Annotated in this window: 15 protein-coding genes; 12 read left to right on the top strand and 3 right to left on the bottom strand. The window is 66.9% G+C overall.

Annotation, left to right across the window (positions count from 1 at the left end):
- Window positions 1-73 precede the first annotated feature (73 nt).
- The gene (locus KU884_RS02370; protein ID WP_167781120.1) at window positions 74-1,204 is read left to right on the top strand and encodes an AI-2E family transporter; all 1,131 of its coding nucleotides are present in this window, start codon (window positions 74-76) and stop codon (window positions 1,202-1,204) included.
- 38 nt (window positions 1,205-1,242) lie between these two features.
- Here KU884_RS02370 and KU884_RS02375 read toward each other — a convergent pair whose 3' ends face one another.
- Window positions 1,243-1,773 carry a glycine cleavage system protein R gene (locus tag KU884_RS02375; RefSeq protein ID WP_167781121.1) on the bottom strand — a complete coding sequence of 177 codons (531 nt, stop codon included), beginning with the start codon at window positions 1,771-1,773 and terminating at the stop codon, window positions 1,243-1,245.
- A gap of 230 nt (window positions 1,774-2,003) precedes the next feature.
- Between KU884_RS02375 and dapA the strand changes: the two genes are divergently transcribed.
- From dapA to KU884_RS18845, 8 genes are all read left to right on the top strand, one after another.
- Entirely contained in the window at window positions 2,004-2,879 is an 876-nt protein-coding gene (dapA, locus tag KU884_RS02380) for a 4-hydroxy-tetrahydrodipicolinate synthase (protein ID WP_167781122.1), read from the top strand.
- A gap of 3 nt (window positions 2,880-2,882) precedes the next feature.
- Window positions 2,883-3,956: an outer membrane protein assembly factor BamC gene (gene bamC, locus KU884_RS02385; protein ID WP_167781123.1), complete on the top strand. Its 1,074-nt coding sequence runs from the start codon at window positions 2,883-2,885 to the stop codon at window positions 3,954-3,956.
- A 91-nt stretch (window positions 3,957-4,047) separates the two neighbouring features.
- Window positions 4,048-7,938, top strand: coding sequence for a phosphoribosylformylglycinamidine synthase (purL, locus tag KU884_RS02390; RefSeq protein ID WP_167781124.1), 3,891 nt, complete (start codon window positions 4,048-4,050; stop codon window positions 7,936-7,938).
- A 53-nt stretch (window positions 7,939-7,991) separates the two neighbouring features.
- Window positions 7,992-9,539, top strand: coding sequence for a long-chain fatty acid--CoA ligase (locus tag KU884_RS02395; RefSeq protein WP_167781125.1), 1,548 nt, complete (start codon window positions 7,992-7,994; stop codon window positions 9,537-9,539).
- A gap of 151 nt (window positions 9,540-9,690) precedes the next feature.
- A complete protein-coding gene (locus KU884_RS02400; RefSeq protein ID WP_174813705.1) occupies window positions 9,691-9,960 on the top strand; it encodes a hypothetical protein in 270 nt (89 codons plus the stop codon).
- A gap of 785 nt (window positions 9,961-10,745) precedes the next feature.
- The gene (locus tag KU884_RS02405) at window positions 10,746-11,117 is read left to right on the top strand and encodes a hypothetical protein (RefSeq protein WP_217351363.1); all 372 of its coding nucleotides are present in this window, start codon (window positions 10,746-10,748) and stop codon (window positions 11,115-11,117) included.
- Window positions 11,114-11,737, top strand: a complete 624-nt coding sequence (locus KU884_RS02410) for a reverse transcriptase domain-containing protein (protein ID WP_254432151.1) — start codon at window positions 11,114-11,116, stop codon at window positions 11,735-11,737. The genes KU884_RS02405 and KU884_RS02410 overlap by 4 nt, the downstream gene beginning before the upstream one ends.
- Window positions 11,715-11,954 carry a hypothetical protein gene (locus KU884_RS18845; protein ID WP_217351354.1) on the top strand — a complete coding sequence of 80 codons (240 nt, stop codon included), beginning with the start codon at window positions 11,715-11,717 and terminating at the stop codon, window positions 11,952-11,954. The genes KU884_RS02410 and KU884_RS18845 overlap by 23 nt, the downstream gene beginning before the upstream one ends.
- A 188-nt stretch (window positions 11,955-12,142) precedes the next feature.
- Here KU884_RS18845 and ilvD read toward each other — a convergent pair whose 3' ends face one another.
- A complete protein-coding gene (ilvD, locus tag KU884_RS02415; protein WP_167781126.1) occupies window positions 12,143-13,831 on the bottom strand; it encodes a dihydroxy-acid dehydratase in 1,689 nt (562 codons plus the stop codon).
- A 169-nt stretch (window positions 13,832-14,000) separates the two neighbouring features.
- Between ilvD and zapE the strand changes: the two genes are divergently transcribed.
- Together zapE and KU884_RS02425 are read left to right on the top strand one after the other, a co-directional pair.
- A complete protein-coding gene (gene zapE, locus KU884_RS02420; RefSeq protein WP_167781127.1) occupies window positions 14,001-15,110 on the top strand; it encodes a cell division protein ZapE in 1,110 nt (369 codons plus the stop codon).
- Between the two features lie 46 nt (window positions 15,111-15,156).
- Entirely contained in the window at window positions 15,157-15,885 is a 729-nt protein-coding gene (locus KU884_RS02425; RefSeq protein WP_167781128.1) for a hypothetical protein, read from the top strand.
- Window positions 15,886-16,283: 398 nt separating this feature from the next.
- On the opposite strand, the gene KU884_RS02430 is transcribed toward KU884_RS02425, so the two are convergent.
- Window positions 16,284-17,213 carry a histone deacetylase family protein gene (locus tag KU884_RS02430; protein WP_167781129.1) on the bottom strand — a complete coding sequence of 310 codons (930 nt, stop codon included), beginning with the start codon at window positions 17,211-17,213 and terminating at the stop codon, window positions 16,284-16,286.
- 101 nt (window positions 17,214-17,314) lie between these two features.
- Here KU884_RS02430 and hspQ point away from each other — a divergent pair, with 101 nt between their 5' ends.
- Window positions 17,315-17,644, top strand: a complete 330-nt coding sequence (gene hspQ / locus KU884_RS02435; protein ID WP_167781130.1) for a heat shock protein HspQ — start codon at window positions 17,315-17,317, stop codon at window positions 17,642-17,644.
- Window positions 17,645-17,660: the final 16 nt, after the last annotated feature.

Raw genomic sequence — 17,660 nt, forward strand, 5'->3', positions numbered from 1 at the left:
GTTTCCTGCGGTTGCGTGGACGCGCTATCATGCCTCGATTCGTCGCTTTGACCGGCAGGCTCCGGAGTCATTGATGCAGTTGATTCGCGACTGGTTTCGTCGCCACTTCGACAACCCGCAGGTCATTGGCCTGGCTGTGGTGCTGCTGGCCGGGCTCGCCGGGATCATCTTCCTGGGTAACATTCTGGCGCCGGTGCTGGCGAGTCTGGTGGTGGCGTACCTGCTCGAGGGGATCGTGCGCAAGCTGGAGTACTGGGGGCTGCCCCGTCTGCTCGCCGTAACCCTGGTGTTCGTGCTGTTCTTCGCCGGACTGCTGCTGGTGTTCTTCGCGTTGATTCCGGTGCTCGTCAATCAGATCACGCAGTTGGTGGACGAGCTGCCCAAGATCCTGAGCACCAGCCAGTCATTGCTGATGCAGTTGCCGTCGCAGTACCCGCAGCTGTTCTCCGAGCAGCAGATCTCCGACATGATCTTCGCCATCCGTCGCGAAGCCCTGGACTGGGGCCAGCGGGTGCTCACCCAGTTCTCGTTCCAGTCGGTGGTGGTGGTCATTACCATGCTGGTCTATCTGGTACTGCTCCCCTTCCTGGTGTTCTTCTTCCTCAAGGACAAGAGGGCGCTGGTGAACTGGGTCACCCAGTACCTGCCGCGGGATCGCGATCTCCTTGCCACGGTCTGGCACGACGTGGATGCCCAGATCGGCAACTACGTCCGCGGCAAGTTCCTGGAGATTCTCATCGTCTGGGCGGTGACCTACATCACCTTTTCGCTGCTGGGTCTCTCCTTTGCCATGCTGCTGTCCCTCACCGTGGGCCTGTCGGTCATCATCCCCTACATCGGTGCAGCGGTGGTGACAGTTCCCGTGGGCCTGATCGCCTACTTCCAGTTCGGCTTCGGGCCGGAGTTCGCCTGGGTCATGATCGCCTATGCCATCATCCAGGCGCTGGATGGCAACGTGCTGGTGCCGATCCTGTTTTCCGAAGTGGTCAACCTTCACCCGGTGGCGATCATTGTCGCCATCCTGTTCTTCGGCGGAGTCTGGGGGTTCTGGGGAATCTTCTTTGCCATTCCGCTGGCGACGGTGATCCAGGCCATTCTCAAGGCCTGGCCGTCCACGGATGCGGGGGGGGATGCGTCCGCGGGCGACTCAGGCGCCGCCGCCCTCGGGCATGAAGACCAGCAGCCGGGGCTCGAGCAGCGCTGATCGGCCCACCAGTGCCGCTCCCGGTCGCTCAATTGCCTTCAGTGCTTGACCGGTTCGAACACGGCGTCCAGGTTCATCTGGTCACAGAAATCGAGGAACTCTTCCCGCAGTACCGCGATCTGGGTTTCCCCGGGCACCTCCAGAAGCATGTTCACGGCGAACATCGGAGTGCCGGTGTGAGCCGCGGGATAGCGCGTGGTACTGAGGTCGCGGATATTGATGCCGCGTCCGGAGAAGAACTGGGCCAGCTGGTGGACGATGCCGGGGTGGTCCATGGCCACCACCTCGACGCTGTAGGGCAGCAGATTGCGGCTGCGTTCCTGCTCCCGGGTCCGCTTCCAGTGAATGTGCAGACCCAGTTCATCACCAAGCCCCGGCAGCGCGTCCTCAAGCCGCGCCAGGGCATCCCAGCGTCCGTCGATCATCTGCATCACGGCGAATTCGCCGCCGAGGACTGTCATGCGGCTGTCCACCACGTTGCAGCCGGCGTCGGCGATGGCCCCGGAGAGCCGGTTGATGATCCCGGGGCGGTCTTCCCCGAGTGCCGTGATGACGAGGTAGTTCTGCATGCCGCTTCCCCCTGACTGAACACGCGCCGCGCGGAGGAACTGTCGTTCGCTCCGGGTTGTCCTGACGTGCATGGGACGGCCGCGTTGCCGCTCCATGCGATAGGGCACGGAGTGTATCACGGCGAGGGTCGGGATCCGTGCCACCGGACGGGGCGAAGGCATGGAGATCCCTTGTTTGCCCGTGCCGGCAGAAGTACTATGCGGAGTCCAGTTTTGCGGGGGATATGACGATGTTCCGTGGCAGCATGGTCGCGATGGTGACACCCATGCACGAGGACGGCTCGGTGGACGAGGCGTCTCTGCAGCGGCTGGTGGATTTCCACGTCGACAACGGCACCGATGCCATCGTTGCGGTTGGCACCACCGGCGAGGCGGCAACGCTCGATTACGAAGAGCACTGCTATCTCATGCGACGGACAGTGGAGATGGCCCGGGAGCGGATCGCCGTGATTGGCGGCAGCGGTGCCAACTCCACCTGGGAGGCAATCAAGCTCACGCGCTGTGCCATGGAAGCCGGCTGTGATGCGGCGTTGCTGATCACGCCGTACTACAACAAGCCCACCCAGGAAGGGCTGTTTCGGCACTTTAGTGCCGTGGCAGAGGCTGTCCCGATCCCCCAGATCCTGTACAACGTGCCGGGCCGTACCGCCTGTGACATGCTTCCGGAGACAGTTGAGCGCCTGGCCGACATTCCCAACATCGTGGCGGTGAAGGAGGCCCACGGCACCATCCAGCGCCCACGGGAGATCCTGGAACGTTGCGGTGACCGGCTCGACGTCTACAGCGGTGATGATGGCAATGCGCGCGAGATCATCCTCGCCGGCGGTAAGGGGTGCATCTCCGTGAGCGCCAACGTTGCCCCGCGGCTCATGCACGACATGTGCATCGCCGCCATCGAGGGCGACCTGGAGAAGGCGGAAGAGCTGGATGCACGGCTGGCGGCCCTGCACAAGGCCCTGTTCGTGGAGACCAGTCCGATTCCGGTGAAGTGGGCCGTGAGCGAGATGGGCCTGATGGGCCCCACTCTGCGGCTGCCGCTGACGCCGTTGTCCGATGCCCACCACGAGACGGTCCGACAGGCCATGAAGCTCGCGGGGGTCCAGTAATCCATGCTTGAGCCGGCTGGTCTGAAGCGTACTGCGCCCTTTGCCCTGGTGGTTGTCCTTGCGGTGCTGCTTGCCGCCTGTGGCGGCCGCGGTGCGCAGGAGCCCGAACGTGGCGAGCGCCTGACGGTGCCGCCGGATCTGTCCGCCGAACGCATCGGCCAGATCCCCGAGGGGCGTGGAGGGCGGGGCGCCGCGTCGCTGAGCGGCGAAGAGCGACGTGAGCGTGAACGCGCCGAGCGCGGTACTGCGCCGGAGCCGCTGGGCATGCGCATGCGCGGTCAGGGCGCCGAGCGCTGGCTGCAGGTGCAGGCGGAACCGGACCGCGTGTGGCAGGGGCTCGAGGCGTGGCTCGAGGCCGAGGGCGTCCCCGTGGCCCGCACCGATCGTGACAAGGGCATCATCGAGACCAACTGGCTACCGCGGCCGCTGGGGCCGGCGGGCGGCGCTCTGCTGGCGCTGGAGCGGGAGCCGGAGATGGCGCCCATGGCGGAGCAGTATCTGCTGCGTGTGGAGCCCACCGACGATCCGCAACGGACCGAGGTGTTTGTCAGTCATCGGCGGGTGGTGGCTAGCGGCGACGACGGCTGGGCCCCGCGGCCGGCCGATCGTGGCCTGGAAGCGGAACTGTTGCGCGGTTTCATGCTGCATCTGGGGGCCGAGGAGGAGTTCGCGGCCCAGCAGATTGCCCAGCGTGAGCAGCGCCTGGCGCGTCTGGATACCACCGAGGATGGTGAGCCGCGTCTGCTGGTGAGCGAGGGTTATCTGCAGACCTGGCAGCGGGTTGGTTTGGCGGTGGATCGCGCGGCCTTTACCGTCGAGGATCGTAACCGTGCCCAGGGGCGGTTCCTGGTCCGTTACGATCCCACCGCGGATGATGATACCGAGGGTCCCGGTTTCTTCGGGCGCCTGGCTTTCTGGCGGGAACGTGAGCCGGAACTCGAGCCGGGCAACTACGCCATCATTGTCGGGTCCGCCGATGACGGAACAGCAGTTACGGTACGTGACGAGGATGGCGAACGCGTGCCCGACCGCCTGGCAGAGCGCCTGCTGACCCTCATAGACGATCAGTTGCGCTGATTCACCGGCACCGGTGCTGTCGGTGAATCGGCGTTGTCGGGCCGCCCCGGGGCGGCCCGACGTCATTGCCCACGGCTGAAAAGCGAACACCATGCTGCGTCTAAAAGGACACCCCGCCCTCTCCTCGTTCCGCCACGACAAGCTGCTGCAACGCCTTCGCGATGCCGCGCCCGCGGTCACCGCAGTGAGCGCCCACCACATCTACTTCGTGCAGGTCCACCAGGATCCCGACCCCGACGACCTGGCCACCCTGAAGGAGCTGCTGCTGGACGGTGCGGATCCCGAGATGGACGAGACCGGCGACGCGGTACTGGTGGTTCCGCGTCCCGGCACGATTTCACCGTGGTCCACCAAGGCCACGGATATTGCGCACAACTGCGGTCTCCGCCGGGTGCGCCGGATCGAGCGCGGCGTGGTCTATCGCATCCGCTGCGGCAAGAGTTCCCTGGATGCGGCGGCGCTGACGGCCATCAAGCCTCTGCTCCACGACCGCATGACCGAGGCGGTGCTCGACGGCGACGACGCCGGCTCGTCGCTGTTCCAGGAGCAGTCGCCACGGCCGTTGCGCCACGTGGATCTGCTGGACGGCGGGCGTGAGGCCCTGGTGGCGGCCAACGACGCCATGGGGTTTGCGCTGGCGGACGATGAGATCGACTACCTGGTGGCGCGCTACCGTGAACTCGGGCGCAATCCCTCCGATGTGGAGCTGATGATGTTCGCCCAGGCGAACTCCGAACACTGCCGCCACAAGATCTTCCGTGCCGACTGGACCATCGACGGCGAGCCGCAGGCCCGTTCGCTTTTCGACATGATCCGCAATACCTATGAGCAGCGCCCGGACGGGGTGCTGTCCGCCTACAGCGACAATGCGGCGGTGGCCCAGGGGCCGGAGGTGGAACGCTTCTTCGCCGATCCGGTGGACCAGGTCTACCGGCCGCACACCGAGGCATCGCATCTGGTGATGAAGGTGGAAACCCATAATCATCCCACCGCCATTGCACCATTTCCCGGAGCGGCCACCGGTGCCGGCGGCGAGATCCGCGACGAAGGCGCCACCGGCCTGGGTGCGCGGCCCAAGGCGGGGCTTGCCGGCTTCGCCGTGTCCAACCTGCGCATCCCCGGTGCACTGCAGGCCTGGGAGCAGGACGACATCGGCCGGCCCGGCCGTATCGCCTCGCCGCTGGCGATCATGCTGGACGGCCCCATCGGTGCCGCCTCCTATAACAACGAGTTCGGTCGCCCGAATCTTGCTGGCTACTTCCGCACCTTCGAACAGCGTGTGCCCGGCGGCGCCGGTGACGAAGTCCGCGGTTACCACAAGCCCATCATGCTGGCCGGCGGCATGGGCGCCGTGCGGGATGCCCACGTGCACAAGCGCGAGGTGGCTGACCGGGCCCGGGTCATCGTGCTCGGCGGGCCGGCGATGCTTATCGGCCTGGGTGGCGGTGCCGCCTCATCGGTGAGCAGCGGCGCCAGCGACGCCGAGCTGGATTTCGCCTCCGTGCAGCGCAGCAACCCGGAGATGCAGCGCCGCGCGCAGGAGGTGATCGACGCCTGCTGGCGGCTGGGTAGTGCCAACCCTGTGCTGTCCATCCATGACGTGGGCGCCGGCGGGCTGTCCAATGCCGTGCCGGAGATACTCGAGGACAGTGACCGCGGCGGGCGCCTGGAATTGCGCGAAGTGCCCAACGACGATCCCGGCATGTCCCCCATGGAGATCTGGAGCAACGAGGCGCAGGAGCGCTACGTGCTCGCCATCGCGCCGGAGGCTCTGGAGGACTTCCGCCGCATCTGCGAACGCGAGCGCTGCCCGTTCGCCGTCATCGGCGATGCCACCGCGGATCGGCAGTTGCTGCTCACCGACGCCACCCTGGGTGGGGACGCCGTGCACATCCCCATGGATCTGCTCTTCGGCAAACCACCGAAGATGCACCGCGATGTCATCCGGGTGCAGCCGCAGAGCGCACCGCTGGGGCTGGAGGGAGTCAGTGTCGACGAGGCCGTGGAGCGCGTGCTGCGCCTGCCCACGGTGGCCGCCAAACACTTCCTGATTACCATCGGTGACCGCACCGTGACGGGCCTGGTGGCCCGGGATCAGATGGTCGGCCCCTGGCAGACCCCGGTCGCCGACGTCGCCGTTACCCTGGACGACTATACCGGCCACACCGGCGAGGCCATGGCCCTGGGTGAGCGTACCCCGGCGGCACTGCTGAATGCCCCGGCCTCCGGCCGCATGGCCGTGGCCGAAGCGCTCACCAACCTGGCCGCCGCCGACGTGGGCGACATCACCCGCGTGAACCTGTCCGCCAACTGGATGGCCCCCGCCGGCCATTCCGGTGAGGACGCCCGCCTCTACGACACCGTCCGGACGGTGGGCATGGAGCTGTGTCCGGCGCTGGGTATTGCCATTCCCGTGGGCAAGGATTCCATGTCCATGAAGACGGTCTGGCAGCAGGACGGCCAGGAGCGCAGCGTCACCGCACCCCTGTCCCTGGTGGTCTCTGCCTTCGCCACCGTTGATGACGCCCGCCGCACTCTGACCCCGGAACTCCGCGGTGACGCCGGCGATACCCGGCTGCTGCTGATCGATCTGGGTCGCGGCCGCAACCGCCTGGGTGCCTCGGCTCTGGCCCAGGTCTGCAGCGGCCTGGGCGACGCGCCCGCGGACCTGGACCGCGCCGAGGACCTGCGCGCCTTCTTCCAGACCATCCAGACCCTGAACCGGGACGGACTGCTGCTGGCCTACCACGACCGCAGCGACGGCGGTCTGCTGGCGACCCTGGCGGAGATGGTGTTCGCCGGCCGCATGGGCGTGACCATCGACCTTCCGCAGGGGGAGCCGCTGGCGGCGTTGTTCGCCGAGGAACCCGGGGCGGTGGTGCAGGTAGCGAGCCAGTGCCTGGAGTCCGTCACTGCCCGCCTGGATGCGGCAGGGCTGGGGGGCTGCGTGCATGTCATAGGTGCGCCCAACGACGACGACCGGTTGATGGTCCGCCTGGGCAACGACACCGTGCTCGACCGCGCCCGCACGGATCTGCAACGGTTGTGGCAGGAGACCACCTGGCGCATGCAGGCGTTGCGCGACAATCCCGGCTGCGCCGACGAGGAGTACGATGCCTTGCTGGATCAGGGCGATATGGGCCTGCACGCCGCCCTCAGCTTCGATCCCGCCGAGGACGTGGCCGCGCCCATGATCGCCGCCGGCGCACGGCCACGGGTGGCGATTCTGCGGGAGCAGGGCGTCAACGGCCACATGGAAATGGCCGCTGCCTTCCACCTGGCCGGGTTCGAGGCGGTGGACGTGCACATGACCGACCTGCTACACGGCCGGATGTCCCTGAGTGATGTGCAAGGGCTGGTCGCCTGTGGTGGCTTTTCCTACGGCGACGTGCTTGGCGCCGGTGGCGGCTGGGCCAAGACCGTGCTGTTCAATCCGGTGCTGCGGGAGCAGTTCGGCACCTTCTTCCGCCGCAGTGACGCCTTCGCCCTGGGCGTGTGCAACGGCTGCCAGATGCTTGCCACCCTGCGTGAGCTGATTCCGGGCGCCGAACTTTGGCCGGATTTCGTGGGCAACCGCTCGGAGCAGTTCGAAGCACGGTTGGCCCAGGTGGAAGTGGTGGAATCACCGTCCCTGTTCCTGCGCGGCATGGAAGGCTCGCGCATGCCCATCGCCGTGGCCCACGGCGAGGGCCGGGCCGCATTCTCCGGCGACCGCGGACCCCGCAAACTTGCCTCCGCCGACCTGGTCAGCATGCGTTACACCGACGCCCGGGGCAGGCCGGCCGAGCGCTATCCCGCCAACCCCAACGGCTCGCCGGACGGCATTACCGGCGTGACCACACATGACGGTCGTGTCACCATTATGATGCCTCATCCGGAACGCGTCTTTCGTACCGTGCAGCACAGCTGGCATCCGACGGAGTGGGGTGAATACGGGCCGTGGATGCGCATGTTCCGCAACGCGCGCGCCTGGCTCGGCTGATACGACGACGTCCGATACTGACCTGAAAGGCCAGTACCAACAGGGAGAATGCCATGCCTGCCGCAGTGGACTGGCTGGACCGCCGTGCCCGTCTGAGCCCCGCCCGGACCGCGCTGATCGACGCCGCCAGTGGCGAGCGGATCAGCTACGCCGCCTGGAATGTCGCCGCCAACCGCACTGCGCGCTACCTCTCCGGCCGACTGGGGCTGATCCCGGGCGAGCGGGTGGCGGTGCTGGCGGGCAACTGCGTGGCCTACCTGGACCTGCTGTTCGCCTGCAACAAGACCGGCACCGTCCTGCAGAACCTGAACTGGCGCCTGGCGGAGGACGAGCTCGGTGCCCTGATCCGGGACGCCGCGCCGGCGGTGCTGTTCTACGGGCCGGACTTCCGCGCCACGGTGGAGCGTCTGCGCGAGACGGACGCCTGTGCAAGCATTCGCGAATGGGTGGCGCTGGAGGGTGAGCCGCTGGGGGGCGATGCCCGCCTGGCTGCCCGCGAGGACGAGTCGGCGGTTACACCCGCGATGCCGGCGCTGGATCACGACGATCCATGGGTCATCTGCTACACCGGGGGGACCACCGGCCTGCCCAAGGGGGCAATCCTGAGCCACGGCAACATCTCCTGGAATGCGATCAACACCGTCTCCAGCTGGGGGCTCGGTCCCGAGGACACCGCCATTCTCAATGCGCCGCTGTTCCACACCGGCGCGCTCAACGTCTTCACCACGCCGCTGGTGCACACCGGCGGCTGCAGCATTGTCTGCGCCGGCTTCGATGCCAACCAGGTGTTCGACCTGATCGCCGGCGACCAGGTGAGCCTGTTCTTCGGAGTGCCCACCATGTTCTCCATGCTGCAGGAACACGCCCGCTGGGAGGAGGCGGACTTCTCCCGCCTCAAGCTGGTGATCAGCGGCGGCGCCCCGTGCCCGCTGCCGGTATTCGAGCGCTTCTGGCAGCGCGGCGTGGATTTCAAGACCGGCTACGGCTTGACCGAGGCCGGACCCAATACGTTCTGGTTGCCGCCGGAACAGGTTCGCGACAAGCCGGGGGCGGTGGGCTATCCGCTGTTCCATGTGGAAGTGGCGCTGCGGGATACCGCGACGGGGGAAACGGTGACCGCGCCCGGGACCACCGGCGAGCTGCTCATCCGCGGCCCGCATCGCACGCCCGGCTACTGGAACCGGCCCGACGCCACCGCCGAGGCCATCGACCCCGAGGGCTGGCTGCACACCGGCGATCTGGCGCGCTTCGACGCCGACGGCGCCTACACCATCGTCGGCCGGCTCAAGGACATGTACATCTCCGGCGGCGAGAACGTCTATCCCGCGGAGATCGAGAACGTCCTCCACACCCACACGGAGATCAGCGATGCCGCCGTGTTCGGTCTGCCGGACCGCACCTGGGGCGAGATCGGCTGCGCCGCCGTGGTGCCGGCGGCCGGGGCGGAGCTGCAGGCCGGCAGCCTGCGGGCCTGGCTCAAGGAGCGCCTGGCCCGCTACAAGGTGCCGCGGCGCATCGAGTTCGTCGACACCCTGCCGGTGACCGGCGCCGGCAAGGTGGACAAGCGCGCCCTGCAGGAGCACTACACCGACAGCGATTGATGCAATCAACCCGGATTGAACCGCCCGGGTTGGCAGGTGTAGGGCGGACCTTCAGGTCCGCCGCCCTCAGGGCCGCGCAGGCCCCGGCCCCGTATGAATGTCCGCGGTGGTGGACCTGAAGGTCCACCCTACGAATCCCGGAGGTCCACGCGTGCAGTTCATCACCTACCAGGGCCACAACACCCTCAGCCTGCGCCAGCTCGACCAGCTCAACGGCGTGCCCAAGGGCACCACGTTTCGCCTGTTCAAGCGCTGCGACGCCCTGCAGGAGGGGCAGGATTTTCTCTATCTGGCCGCGGACGCTGCCCCGGAGCAGATCCGGGCCTGGCGGGAGGCGGGGCTGATCTACCCGGCGACGGTGAACGTGGTGCTGCTCACGGAGACCGGTTATCGGAAACTGCAGACAATGGCGGGGCGGTGAGTGCTGGCCGCGGCGAGGCGAGCCGGAAAGGCCATTCTGGCCATTCCAGCATCCTGCAGAACGGCGCAGAACGGCGTAGGGCGGATCTTCAGGAGCGCCAGGCGAAGCCTGGTCGCTTGGGATTGGTGGCATGGAGGCGGCCATGAAATTGCGAGAGGGACCCAGCGGGCCGTTGAGCCCGCCCGGTAGAGGTTGGCCACCAGCCGGAAGCGAGTCTTGCGCTGCAGTGGGTAACTGCTGTGGTGAAGCGTAGACAGCGAGTGTCCAGGCTGCGTGATTGAGCCCCGAAATCCGCGACATTGTGGGTGCCGACGGTGTCTGAAGACCGGAAGGCAGTAACGCTGCACTGTAGAGGCCTGGTGTGGTGTGCCCGCCGGGGTCCGAGAGCGGGGCATGGGCACATTGGGGTCCCCCAGGAACCTGGGAGGGCCTGTCGTCTCCGCCTAAGAAGTAGACGGTGCGGGCGACCGCTGATCCGCAGTCCGGGCCAGTGGTGGGAGCGTCCTCCTGCTGCTGGAGCGAAGGCTGAGGGCGCTGCGGCGGTATGGTGCTGCGAGGACAGCCAGAGCGGTGCCAGACGGGCGGCAGGCAGTCGGAGTCTCCCATAGTACCGGAGCAGCCGGGGAACGCGCCCCAGCGGACCCGGTGAAGGGGAAGGGGAGACCGTGTGAGTGGAGCTGTTGGAGGGACCGATGGCGGAGGCATTGGACTCTGATCTCATCTCAACGCGATGCCAACAGATAGCGGATCTGGCGCGGCGTCTTCCGGACAGGCCGCTTTTGACGTTGGCCCATCACATTGACGAGGCGTGGTTGCGTGAGGCGTATCGACGCACGCGCAAGGACGGGGCGCCGGGCGTTGATGGTCGCACGGGTGCCGCCTACGGCGAGGAGCTTGAGGCGAACCTGAGCTCGCTGCTGGAGCGGGCGAAGTCCGGGGCGTACCGGGCGCCGCCGGTGCGGGGCACCTCGATCCCCAAGGGTGACGGGAGCGAGCGCCGAGCGCTCGGCATTCCGACGTTTGAGGACAAGGTGCTCCAGCGGGCGGTGGCGATGGTGCTGGAGGCGGTCTACGAGCCGGAGTTCCACGAGGGCTCGTACGGCTTCCGCCGGGACGCTCGGCGCACCAGGCGCTGCAGGCGGTCTGGCGGCCGTTGATGGCGATGGGCGGTGGCTGGGTGATTGATCTTGACGTGCGCAAGTTCTTTGACCGGGTCGACCATGGTCTGTTGCGGGAGGTGCTGCGTCGGCGGGTACGTGACGGCGTGCTGGTTCGGTTGATCGGCAAATGGTTGAACGCCGGCGTGCTGGAGGAAGGGCAGTGGCGCCAGCCCGGGCGGGGCACCCCGCAGGGCGGGGTGATCTCGCCGATGCTCGCCAACATTTTCCTCCACGAGGTGCTGGATACGTGGTTCGAGGACAGTGTCCGGCCCCGGTTGCGCGGTGAGGCGCACCTGGTGCGTTTTGCCGACGATGCGCTGCTGGTGTTCGCCTGCGAGAGCGATGCCCGGCGGGTGATGGAGGTGCTGCCCAAGCGTTTTGCGCGCTACGGACTGGAACTCCACCCGGAAGACCCGGGTTGTGCGGTTCGACCGGCCCGGATCGGGCGGAGGACCGCACCCGGAGACCTTCGATTTTCTCGGCTTCACCCACTACTGGGGGCGGTCGAGGCGAGGGCGCTGGGTGGTCAAGCGCAAGACGGCGCGGGATCGGCTGCGCCGGGCCATGCATGCAATCGATCGTTGGTGCTGTGTGATGCGGCATCACCCCGTGGTTGAGCAGTGGCAAGCCCTGAACCGCAGACTCCGGGGCCACTACGCCTACTTCGGCGTGCGTGGTAACTTTGCAGCGATCGACCAGGTCCGCTCCCAGGCGATGCGCTCCTGGCACCGATGGCTGTCGCGGCGCTCGCAGAAGGCGGCGATCCCGTGGTCGGAGTTCTCCCGGTTCCTGGAGTGTTACCCGCTCGCCCGGGCCAGGATCTGCGCCACGTAGCGAAGCCACTCACACGAGGAGCCACTTGCGGGAAACCCGCACGAGTGGATCTGTGGGGGCCGGCCGGGTAACCGGCCGGCCTACCCGACGTCCGCCATTCCGAGCCTCCTCCACGGGCGGCTCGACGGAAGCCCCGTGGTGGACCTGAAGGTCCACCCTACGCCTACGTCCGTGGTCGGGACCGAAAACTAGAGATCCAGATCCCGGTCGGTCACCGCGCCGAAGCTGGCGGAGGAGACCAGCTTGGCGTACTTGGCCAGTACCCCGCGGCGGTAGCGTGGTTCCGGTTTGGTCCAGCGCTTGCGCCGTTCCGCCAGCTCTTCCTCGGAGACGTTGAGCTGCAGCAGGTTCCTGTCGGCGTCGATGGTGATGCTGTCGCCTTCCTCCACAAGCCCGATAGTGCCGCCCACGTAGGCCTCCGGTGCAACGTGGCCCACCACCATGCCGTAGGTGCCGCCGGAGAAGCGGCCGTCGGTGATCAGGCCCACGTCGTCACCGAGACCGGCGCCGATAATGGCCGAGGTGGGGGAGAGCATCTCCCGCATGCCGGGGCCGCCCTTGGGCCCTTCGTAACGGATCACCAGCACGTCGCCGGCCTTGATCTCGTTGTTGACGATGGCGTCCATGCTCTCCTCCTCGGAGTCGAACACCCGGGCGGGGCCGGTGATGGAGGTTTTCTTCAGCCCGGTGATCTTGGCCACCCCGCCTTCCTCGGCCAGGTTGCCCTTGAGCACGGCCAGGTGACCCTGCCGGTACAGCGGCTCTTCCAGGGAGCGGATGATGTCCTGGTCCGCCGGCGCCGTGGCGCGGATCTCCGCCAGGGTCTCGGCGACGGTCTGGCCGGTGATGGTCAGGCAGTCGCCGTGGATCAGGCCCGCCTCCAGCAGCATCTTCATCACCACCGGCGTGCCGCCCACGGCGTGGAACTGGCTGGTCACGTAGGTGCCGGAGGGCTTGAGGTCGCAGAGCACGGGCACCTTGCGGCGGATCGCCTCGACATCGTCGATGGAGAAGTCCACCTCCGCGGCGTTGGCAATCGCCAGCAGATGCAGCACCGCATTGGTGGAGCCGCCCAGCGCCATGGTTACGGTGAACGCGTTCTCGAACGCCTCGCGGGTCATGATCTCCCGTGGCCTGCGGTCGGCCTTGATGGCCTCCAGCAGCACCTCGGCGGAGCGCGCGGCCGAGTCGCCCTTCTCCTTGTCCTCGGCGGACTGGGTGGAGGAGCCCATGAGGCTCATGCCCATGGCCTCGAAGGCGCTGGACATGGTGTTGGCGGTGAACATGCCGCCGCAGGACCCGGCACCCGGGCAGGCGTTCTTCTCAACGCCAGCTAGGTCCTCGTCGCTGAGGTTGCCGGCGGAGTACTGCCCCACCGCCTCGAACACGCTGACGATGGTGAGGTCTTCGCCCTTGTAGTTGCCGGGCTTGATGGTGCCGCCATAGACGAAAATCCCCGGCACATTGATGCGGGCCAGGGCGATCATGGCGCCGGGCATGTTCTTGTCGCAGCCGCCCGTGGCCAGGATGCCGTCCATGCTCTGGCCCTGAACGACCGTCTCGATGGAGTCGGCAATGACCTCGCGGGAGACCAGCGAGTACTTCATGCCCTCGGTGCCCATGGAGATGCCGTCGGAGATGGTGATGGTGCCGAACTGCTGGGGCATGGCGCCGGCGGCGCGCAGGGCATCGTCGGCACGCTGCGCCAGGGCGCCGATGCCGATGTTGCAGGGCGTGATGGTGCTGTGGGCGTTGCCCACGCCGACGATGGGCTTGTTGAAGTCGTCGTCCTTGAAACCCACCGCCCGCAGCATGGCGCGGTTGGGTGCGCGCTTGAAGCCCTCGGTGACCGCCTTGCTTCGCCTGTTGTCCGCCATCTCCGTTTCTCTCTCTGTTGGTCCACGTGCAGCCCGGCATTGTAGCAGCGCCGAAACCGGAACGGGGCAATTGAACCTGCGCCGTGGCTCTGGTAGGAACGCGGGAGAGTTTTTCTGACTCCGGCTCCTCGGCATACTAGCGGGCTTCGTCTGCGGCAAAGGCAGCACCATGACTCCACGCCAGCGTTACGAGGCCGACCTCGGCCACCCGGATTTCGTCCGCGACCCGGCACAGGAGAAGGCCGTGGCCGCGCTGCAGGACCTGCACGAGCGGCTGGTGGCGACACCGCCGCGCGCGCCGTCATCACCGGGGCTTCTGCAGCGCCTGGGGCTGCGCCGGCGGCAGGAGCCCCGGTGGCCGGCGGTGACCGGCCTGTACCTCTGGGGCGGAGTGGGTCGTGGCAAGACCTATCTGGTGGACATCTTCCACGACAGTCTGCCGTTTGCCGAGAAGAAGCGGCTGCATTTCCACCGCTTCATGCAGATGGTCCACCACCGGTTGCGGGATCTCGAGGATGTCCAGGACCCGCTGGCAATCATTGCCCGCGAGTTCGCCGCCGAGACCCGGGTGCTGTGTTTCGACGAGTTCTTCGTCGCGGACATCACCGATGCGATGCTGCTGGCCGGGCTTCTGCGCGGGCTTTTCGACGAGGGCGTTACCCTGGTGGCGACGTCGAACATCCCGCCGCAGGAACTGTACAAGGGCGGCTTGCAGCGGGAACGGTTCCTGCCGGCCATCGACCTGGTGGAAGCGCATACACGGGTGATGCAACTGGATGGTGACACCGACTACCGGCTGCGATTCCTGGAGCAGGCGGAACTGTACCACTGGCCCCTGGATGAGGCCGCCGATCAGGTGTTGAACGAGGAGTTCGTGCATCTGGCACCCGAGCGGCCCGAGTTCCATACCACCATCACCGTGGAAGGGCGCAGTATCCGTTGCCGCGGACTGGCCGACGACGTGGTCTGGTTCGATTTCGCCGCCATCTGTGATGGGCCGCGGGGCCAGGCGGACTACATCGAGCTGGCACGCACCTTCCACAGCGTGCTCATCGGCAATGTGCCGGTACTGGATGCCAGCCGTGAAAATCAGGCCCGCCGCTTTATCGCACTGGTGGATGAATTCTACGATCATGGGGTCAAGCTGATCCTCGCGGCCGAAGCGCCGCCGGAGAAGCTCTATCAGGGGCAGCGGCTGCGCTTCGAGTTCGAACGCACGTTGAGCCGGCTCCAGGAGATGCAGTCCCACGCCTATCTGGCTGGTGCGCACCGGGCGTGAGGCTGCGGTGATGGTCTGACAGGCAACCGGAAGGTCGGGGTAGAGCATGGAACAGCTGGAGCGGATACTGGAAGCCCACGGCGGCGCCCAGCGCTGGCGGGACGCACACGCCGTCATGGCGCGGGTGTCCATGGGCGGCGTGGGTTTTGCCTCCCGGCTGCAGGCCAACCCGCTGCGTGATGTGGAGATCACCGCGCGCACGGCGTGGCCCGCCGTCACCATGGCGGACTGGCCTTATCCCGGCCAGACGGCGGTGTGCGAGCCCAACCGTGCCCGTATCGAGGCCGATGACGGCCGTATCGTGGCGGATCGCAGTGCGCCGGGAGCAACCCTCCGGTCGCCGTCCCACTGGCTCTGGTGGGACGACCTGGACGTGCTGTACTACACCGCGAACATCCTCTGGCAGACCGTGTGCCTGCCGTTCACTCTGGCGCGTGAGGGCTGTCGGGTCGAAGAGCTTCCCCCGGTGGACACGCCTGAGGGCAGGCTCCACCCTCTGATGATCGCCTATCCCGCGGACATCCCGGTGCTGCGTGCCGATCAGGTGCTCTACGCCGACGCCACGGGGCTGGTGCAGCGGATGGATTTCTCGCCGCGATTCGCTTCACCCTGGATGCGGGCCAGCCAGGTGTTCACGGGCACCGAGAACGTCTCCGGGTTCACCCTCGCCGCCTGTCACCGGATTTACCCCTGCCTTCCCGGCGGCAGGATGTTTGGCATGGCTCCCCTGGGCTGGATCGACCTGGATGACCTCAACGTGGTGTGGAACCAGTAAGCGTCCGCCCGCCTTCCGCGGACGTCGGCAAGCCCTCCCTGACAGCGACTTCCATGACGATGAGTACGTCCAACAGTTCACAGGATTTCCGGGAATATTGTGTAAGCGGCTGGTGAGGCAAGGGTATTCCCGGGTGTCCACAGAACCTGTGGATAACATTGTGGATGACGCGTGAAAACGCCGGCGGCAGGCCCGTGCCCAACGGGTTCGTGCGGGTCAGGTCATTTTTTCGTCATTTTCAGGTTGTGCCTTACTATCAGTGGCTTATGTTTTTTCTTCGCCGTGACCAGGCGCCATGAGCAGATTGCCGATGTGTTGCATGGCAGCAATGGCTTCGGTGTGCATAAGTCCGGTCGGGAGACACGGTGCAGGGGGGTACGTCAAGCCCGAAAAGGCGGTCAGTCGGTCTCGCCCAGGGCCTGGACGTGGGCTGCCACACAGGTGCCGAGGGCGCGAAGGTTGTAGCCGCCTTCCAGGGTGGAAATCAGCCAGCCGTGGCCGAAGCGATCCGCCACCGCGGCGATCTCCCTGGTGGCCCAGACCAGATCCTCCTCGGTGAGCTCCATGTTGGCCAGCGGATCGGCGTAATGGGCATCGAAGCCGGCGGAGATAAACGTGAGTTCCGGGCCGAAGGCCCGCAGACCCGGGATGACGTGCTCCCGGAACGCGTCCCTGAACTCCGCGGAGCCGGTCATGGCCGGCAGGGGTACGTTGAGGATGTTGGGTGCCCCGGCGATGGGGCCGCGGCCGGTACCCGGGAACAGCGGGTGTTCGTGGGTGGACGCATAGTACAGGCCGCGCTTGCCGGCGAACATGGTCTGGGTGCCGTTGCCGTGGTGAACGTCGAAATCCACCACCGCCACCCGCTCCAGATGGTGCACCGCCCGGGCGTATGCTGCGGCAACGGCGACGTTGTTGAACAGGCAGAACCCCATGGCCTGATCCGGTTCGGCGTGGTGGCCGGGAGGGCGTACGGCGCAGAACACGCGCTTGGTCTTGCCGGCAAGGACGGCGTCCACAGCGGCGCACACGCCGCCTGCAGCTCGCAGGGCGGCTTCGCCGGAGTCGGGGCAGACGATGGTGTCGCCATCCAGGTGACGGCTGCCCTGGGCCGGGACGGCATCCAGGGTCTGGTCCACATAGGCCGCATCGTGGACGCGGATCAGGTCGTCGCGGCTGGCCCGGGGAGCTTCCTCCCAGTGCAGGTCGGCGAACTGCGGCTCACGCAGGCGTGCCAGCACGGTCTCCAGTCGCTGTGCCGACTCCGGGTGCCCCGGGCCGGTGTCGTGCCGGAGGCAGCTGTCGTGGGTCATGATCCAAGTCTGCATGCTGACACTTTACCGGTGGTGCGTGTGGTTGTGCCAGCCCCGGTTCGCCCTCATATCAGCCGTAACAGCGAACTTCGCGCAACCCCAAGAGAACTGATCGAATGAACAGATCCATCGTCACCGCCCGGTTCCAGCCGGGGCAGATCGTGCACCACCAGACCCACGAGTTCCGCGCCGTGATCGTGGACGTGGATGCACGCTACAACGGTTCCAGCGACTGGTACGAGTCGCACATGCAGCATCGGCCGGACCGGGAGCAGCCCTGGTACCACCTGTTGGTGGACGGCGCCGATTTTGCCGCCTACGCCGCGGAGGGTGACCTACGGGCGGGGGTCGCCGAGGAGCCGGTGGATCACCCCTGGCTGGAGAACTTCTTCGTCGAGTTCTATCCCGCGCAAGGGCAGTACGTCGATCGCTACCCGCGCATGTGACCCTCCCTCGGGGCCA

It is taken from the genome of Aquisalimonas sp. 2447, from assembly GCF_012044895.1.
Classification (GTDB): domain Bacteria; phylum Pseudomonadota; class Gammaproteobacteria; order Nitrococcales; family Aquisalimonadaceae; genus Aquisalimonas.

Excerpts from the sequence above, each read along its gene's own strand:
- KU884_RS02370 (WP_167781120.1), top strand. The coding sequence starts at position 74 with ATGCAGTTGATTCGCGACTGGTTTCGTCGCCACTTCGACAACCCGCAG.
- KU884_RS02375 (WP_167781121.1), bottom strand. The coding sequence starts at position 1,773 with ATGCAGAACTACCTCGTCATCACGGCACTCGGGGAAGACCGCCCCGGG.
- dapA (WP_167781122.1), top strand. The coding sequence starts at position 2,004 with ATGTTCCGTGGCAGCATGGTCGCGATGGTGACACCCATGCACGAGGAC.
- bamC (WP_167781123.1), top strand. The coding sequence starts at position 2,883 with ATGCTTGAGCCGGCTGGTCTGAAGCGTACTGCGCCCTTTGCCCTGGTG.
- purL (WP_167781124.1), top strand. The coding sequence starts at position 4,048 with ATGCTGCGTCTAAAAGGACACCCCGCCCTCTCCTCGTTCCGCCACGAC.
- KU884_RS02395 (WP_167781125.1), top strand. The coding sequence starts at position 7,992 with ATGCCTGCCGCAGTGGACTGGCTGGACCGCCGTGCCCGTCTGAGCCCC.
- KU884_RS18845 (WP_217351354.1), top strand. The coding sequence starts at position 11,715 with ATGCGGCATCACCCCGTGGTTGAGCAGTGGCAAGCCCTGAACCGCAGA.
- ilvD (WP_167781126.1), bottom strand. The coding sequence starts at position 13,831 with ATGGCGGACAACAGGCGAAGCAAGGCGGTCACCGAGGGCTTCAAGCGC.
- zapE (WP_167781127.1), top strand. The coding sequence starts at position 14,001 with ATGACTCCACGCCAGCGTTACGAGGCCGACCTCGGCCACCCGGATTTC.
- KU884_RS02425 (WP_167781128.1), top strand. The coding sequence starts at position 15,157 with ATGGAACAGCTGGAGCGGATACTGGAAGCCCACGGCGGCGCCCAGCGC.
- KU884_RS02430 (WP_167781129.1), bottom strand. The coding sequence starts at position 17,213 with ATGCAGACTTGGATCATGACCCACGACAGCTGCCTCCGGCACGACACC.
- hspQ (WP_167781130.1), top strand. The coding sequence starts at position 17,315 with ATGAACAGATCCATCGTCACCGCCCGGTTCCAGCCGGGGCAGATCGTG.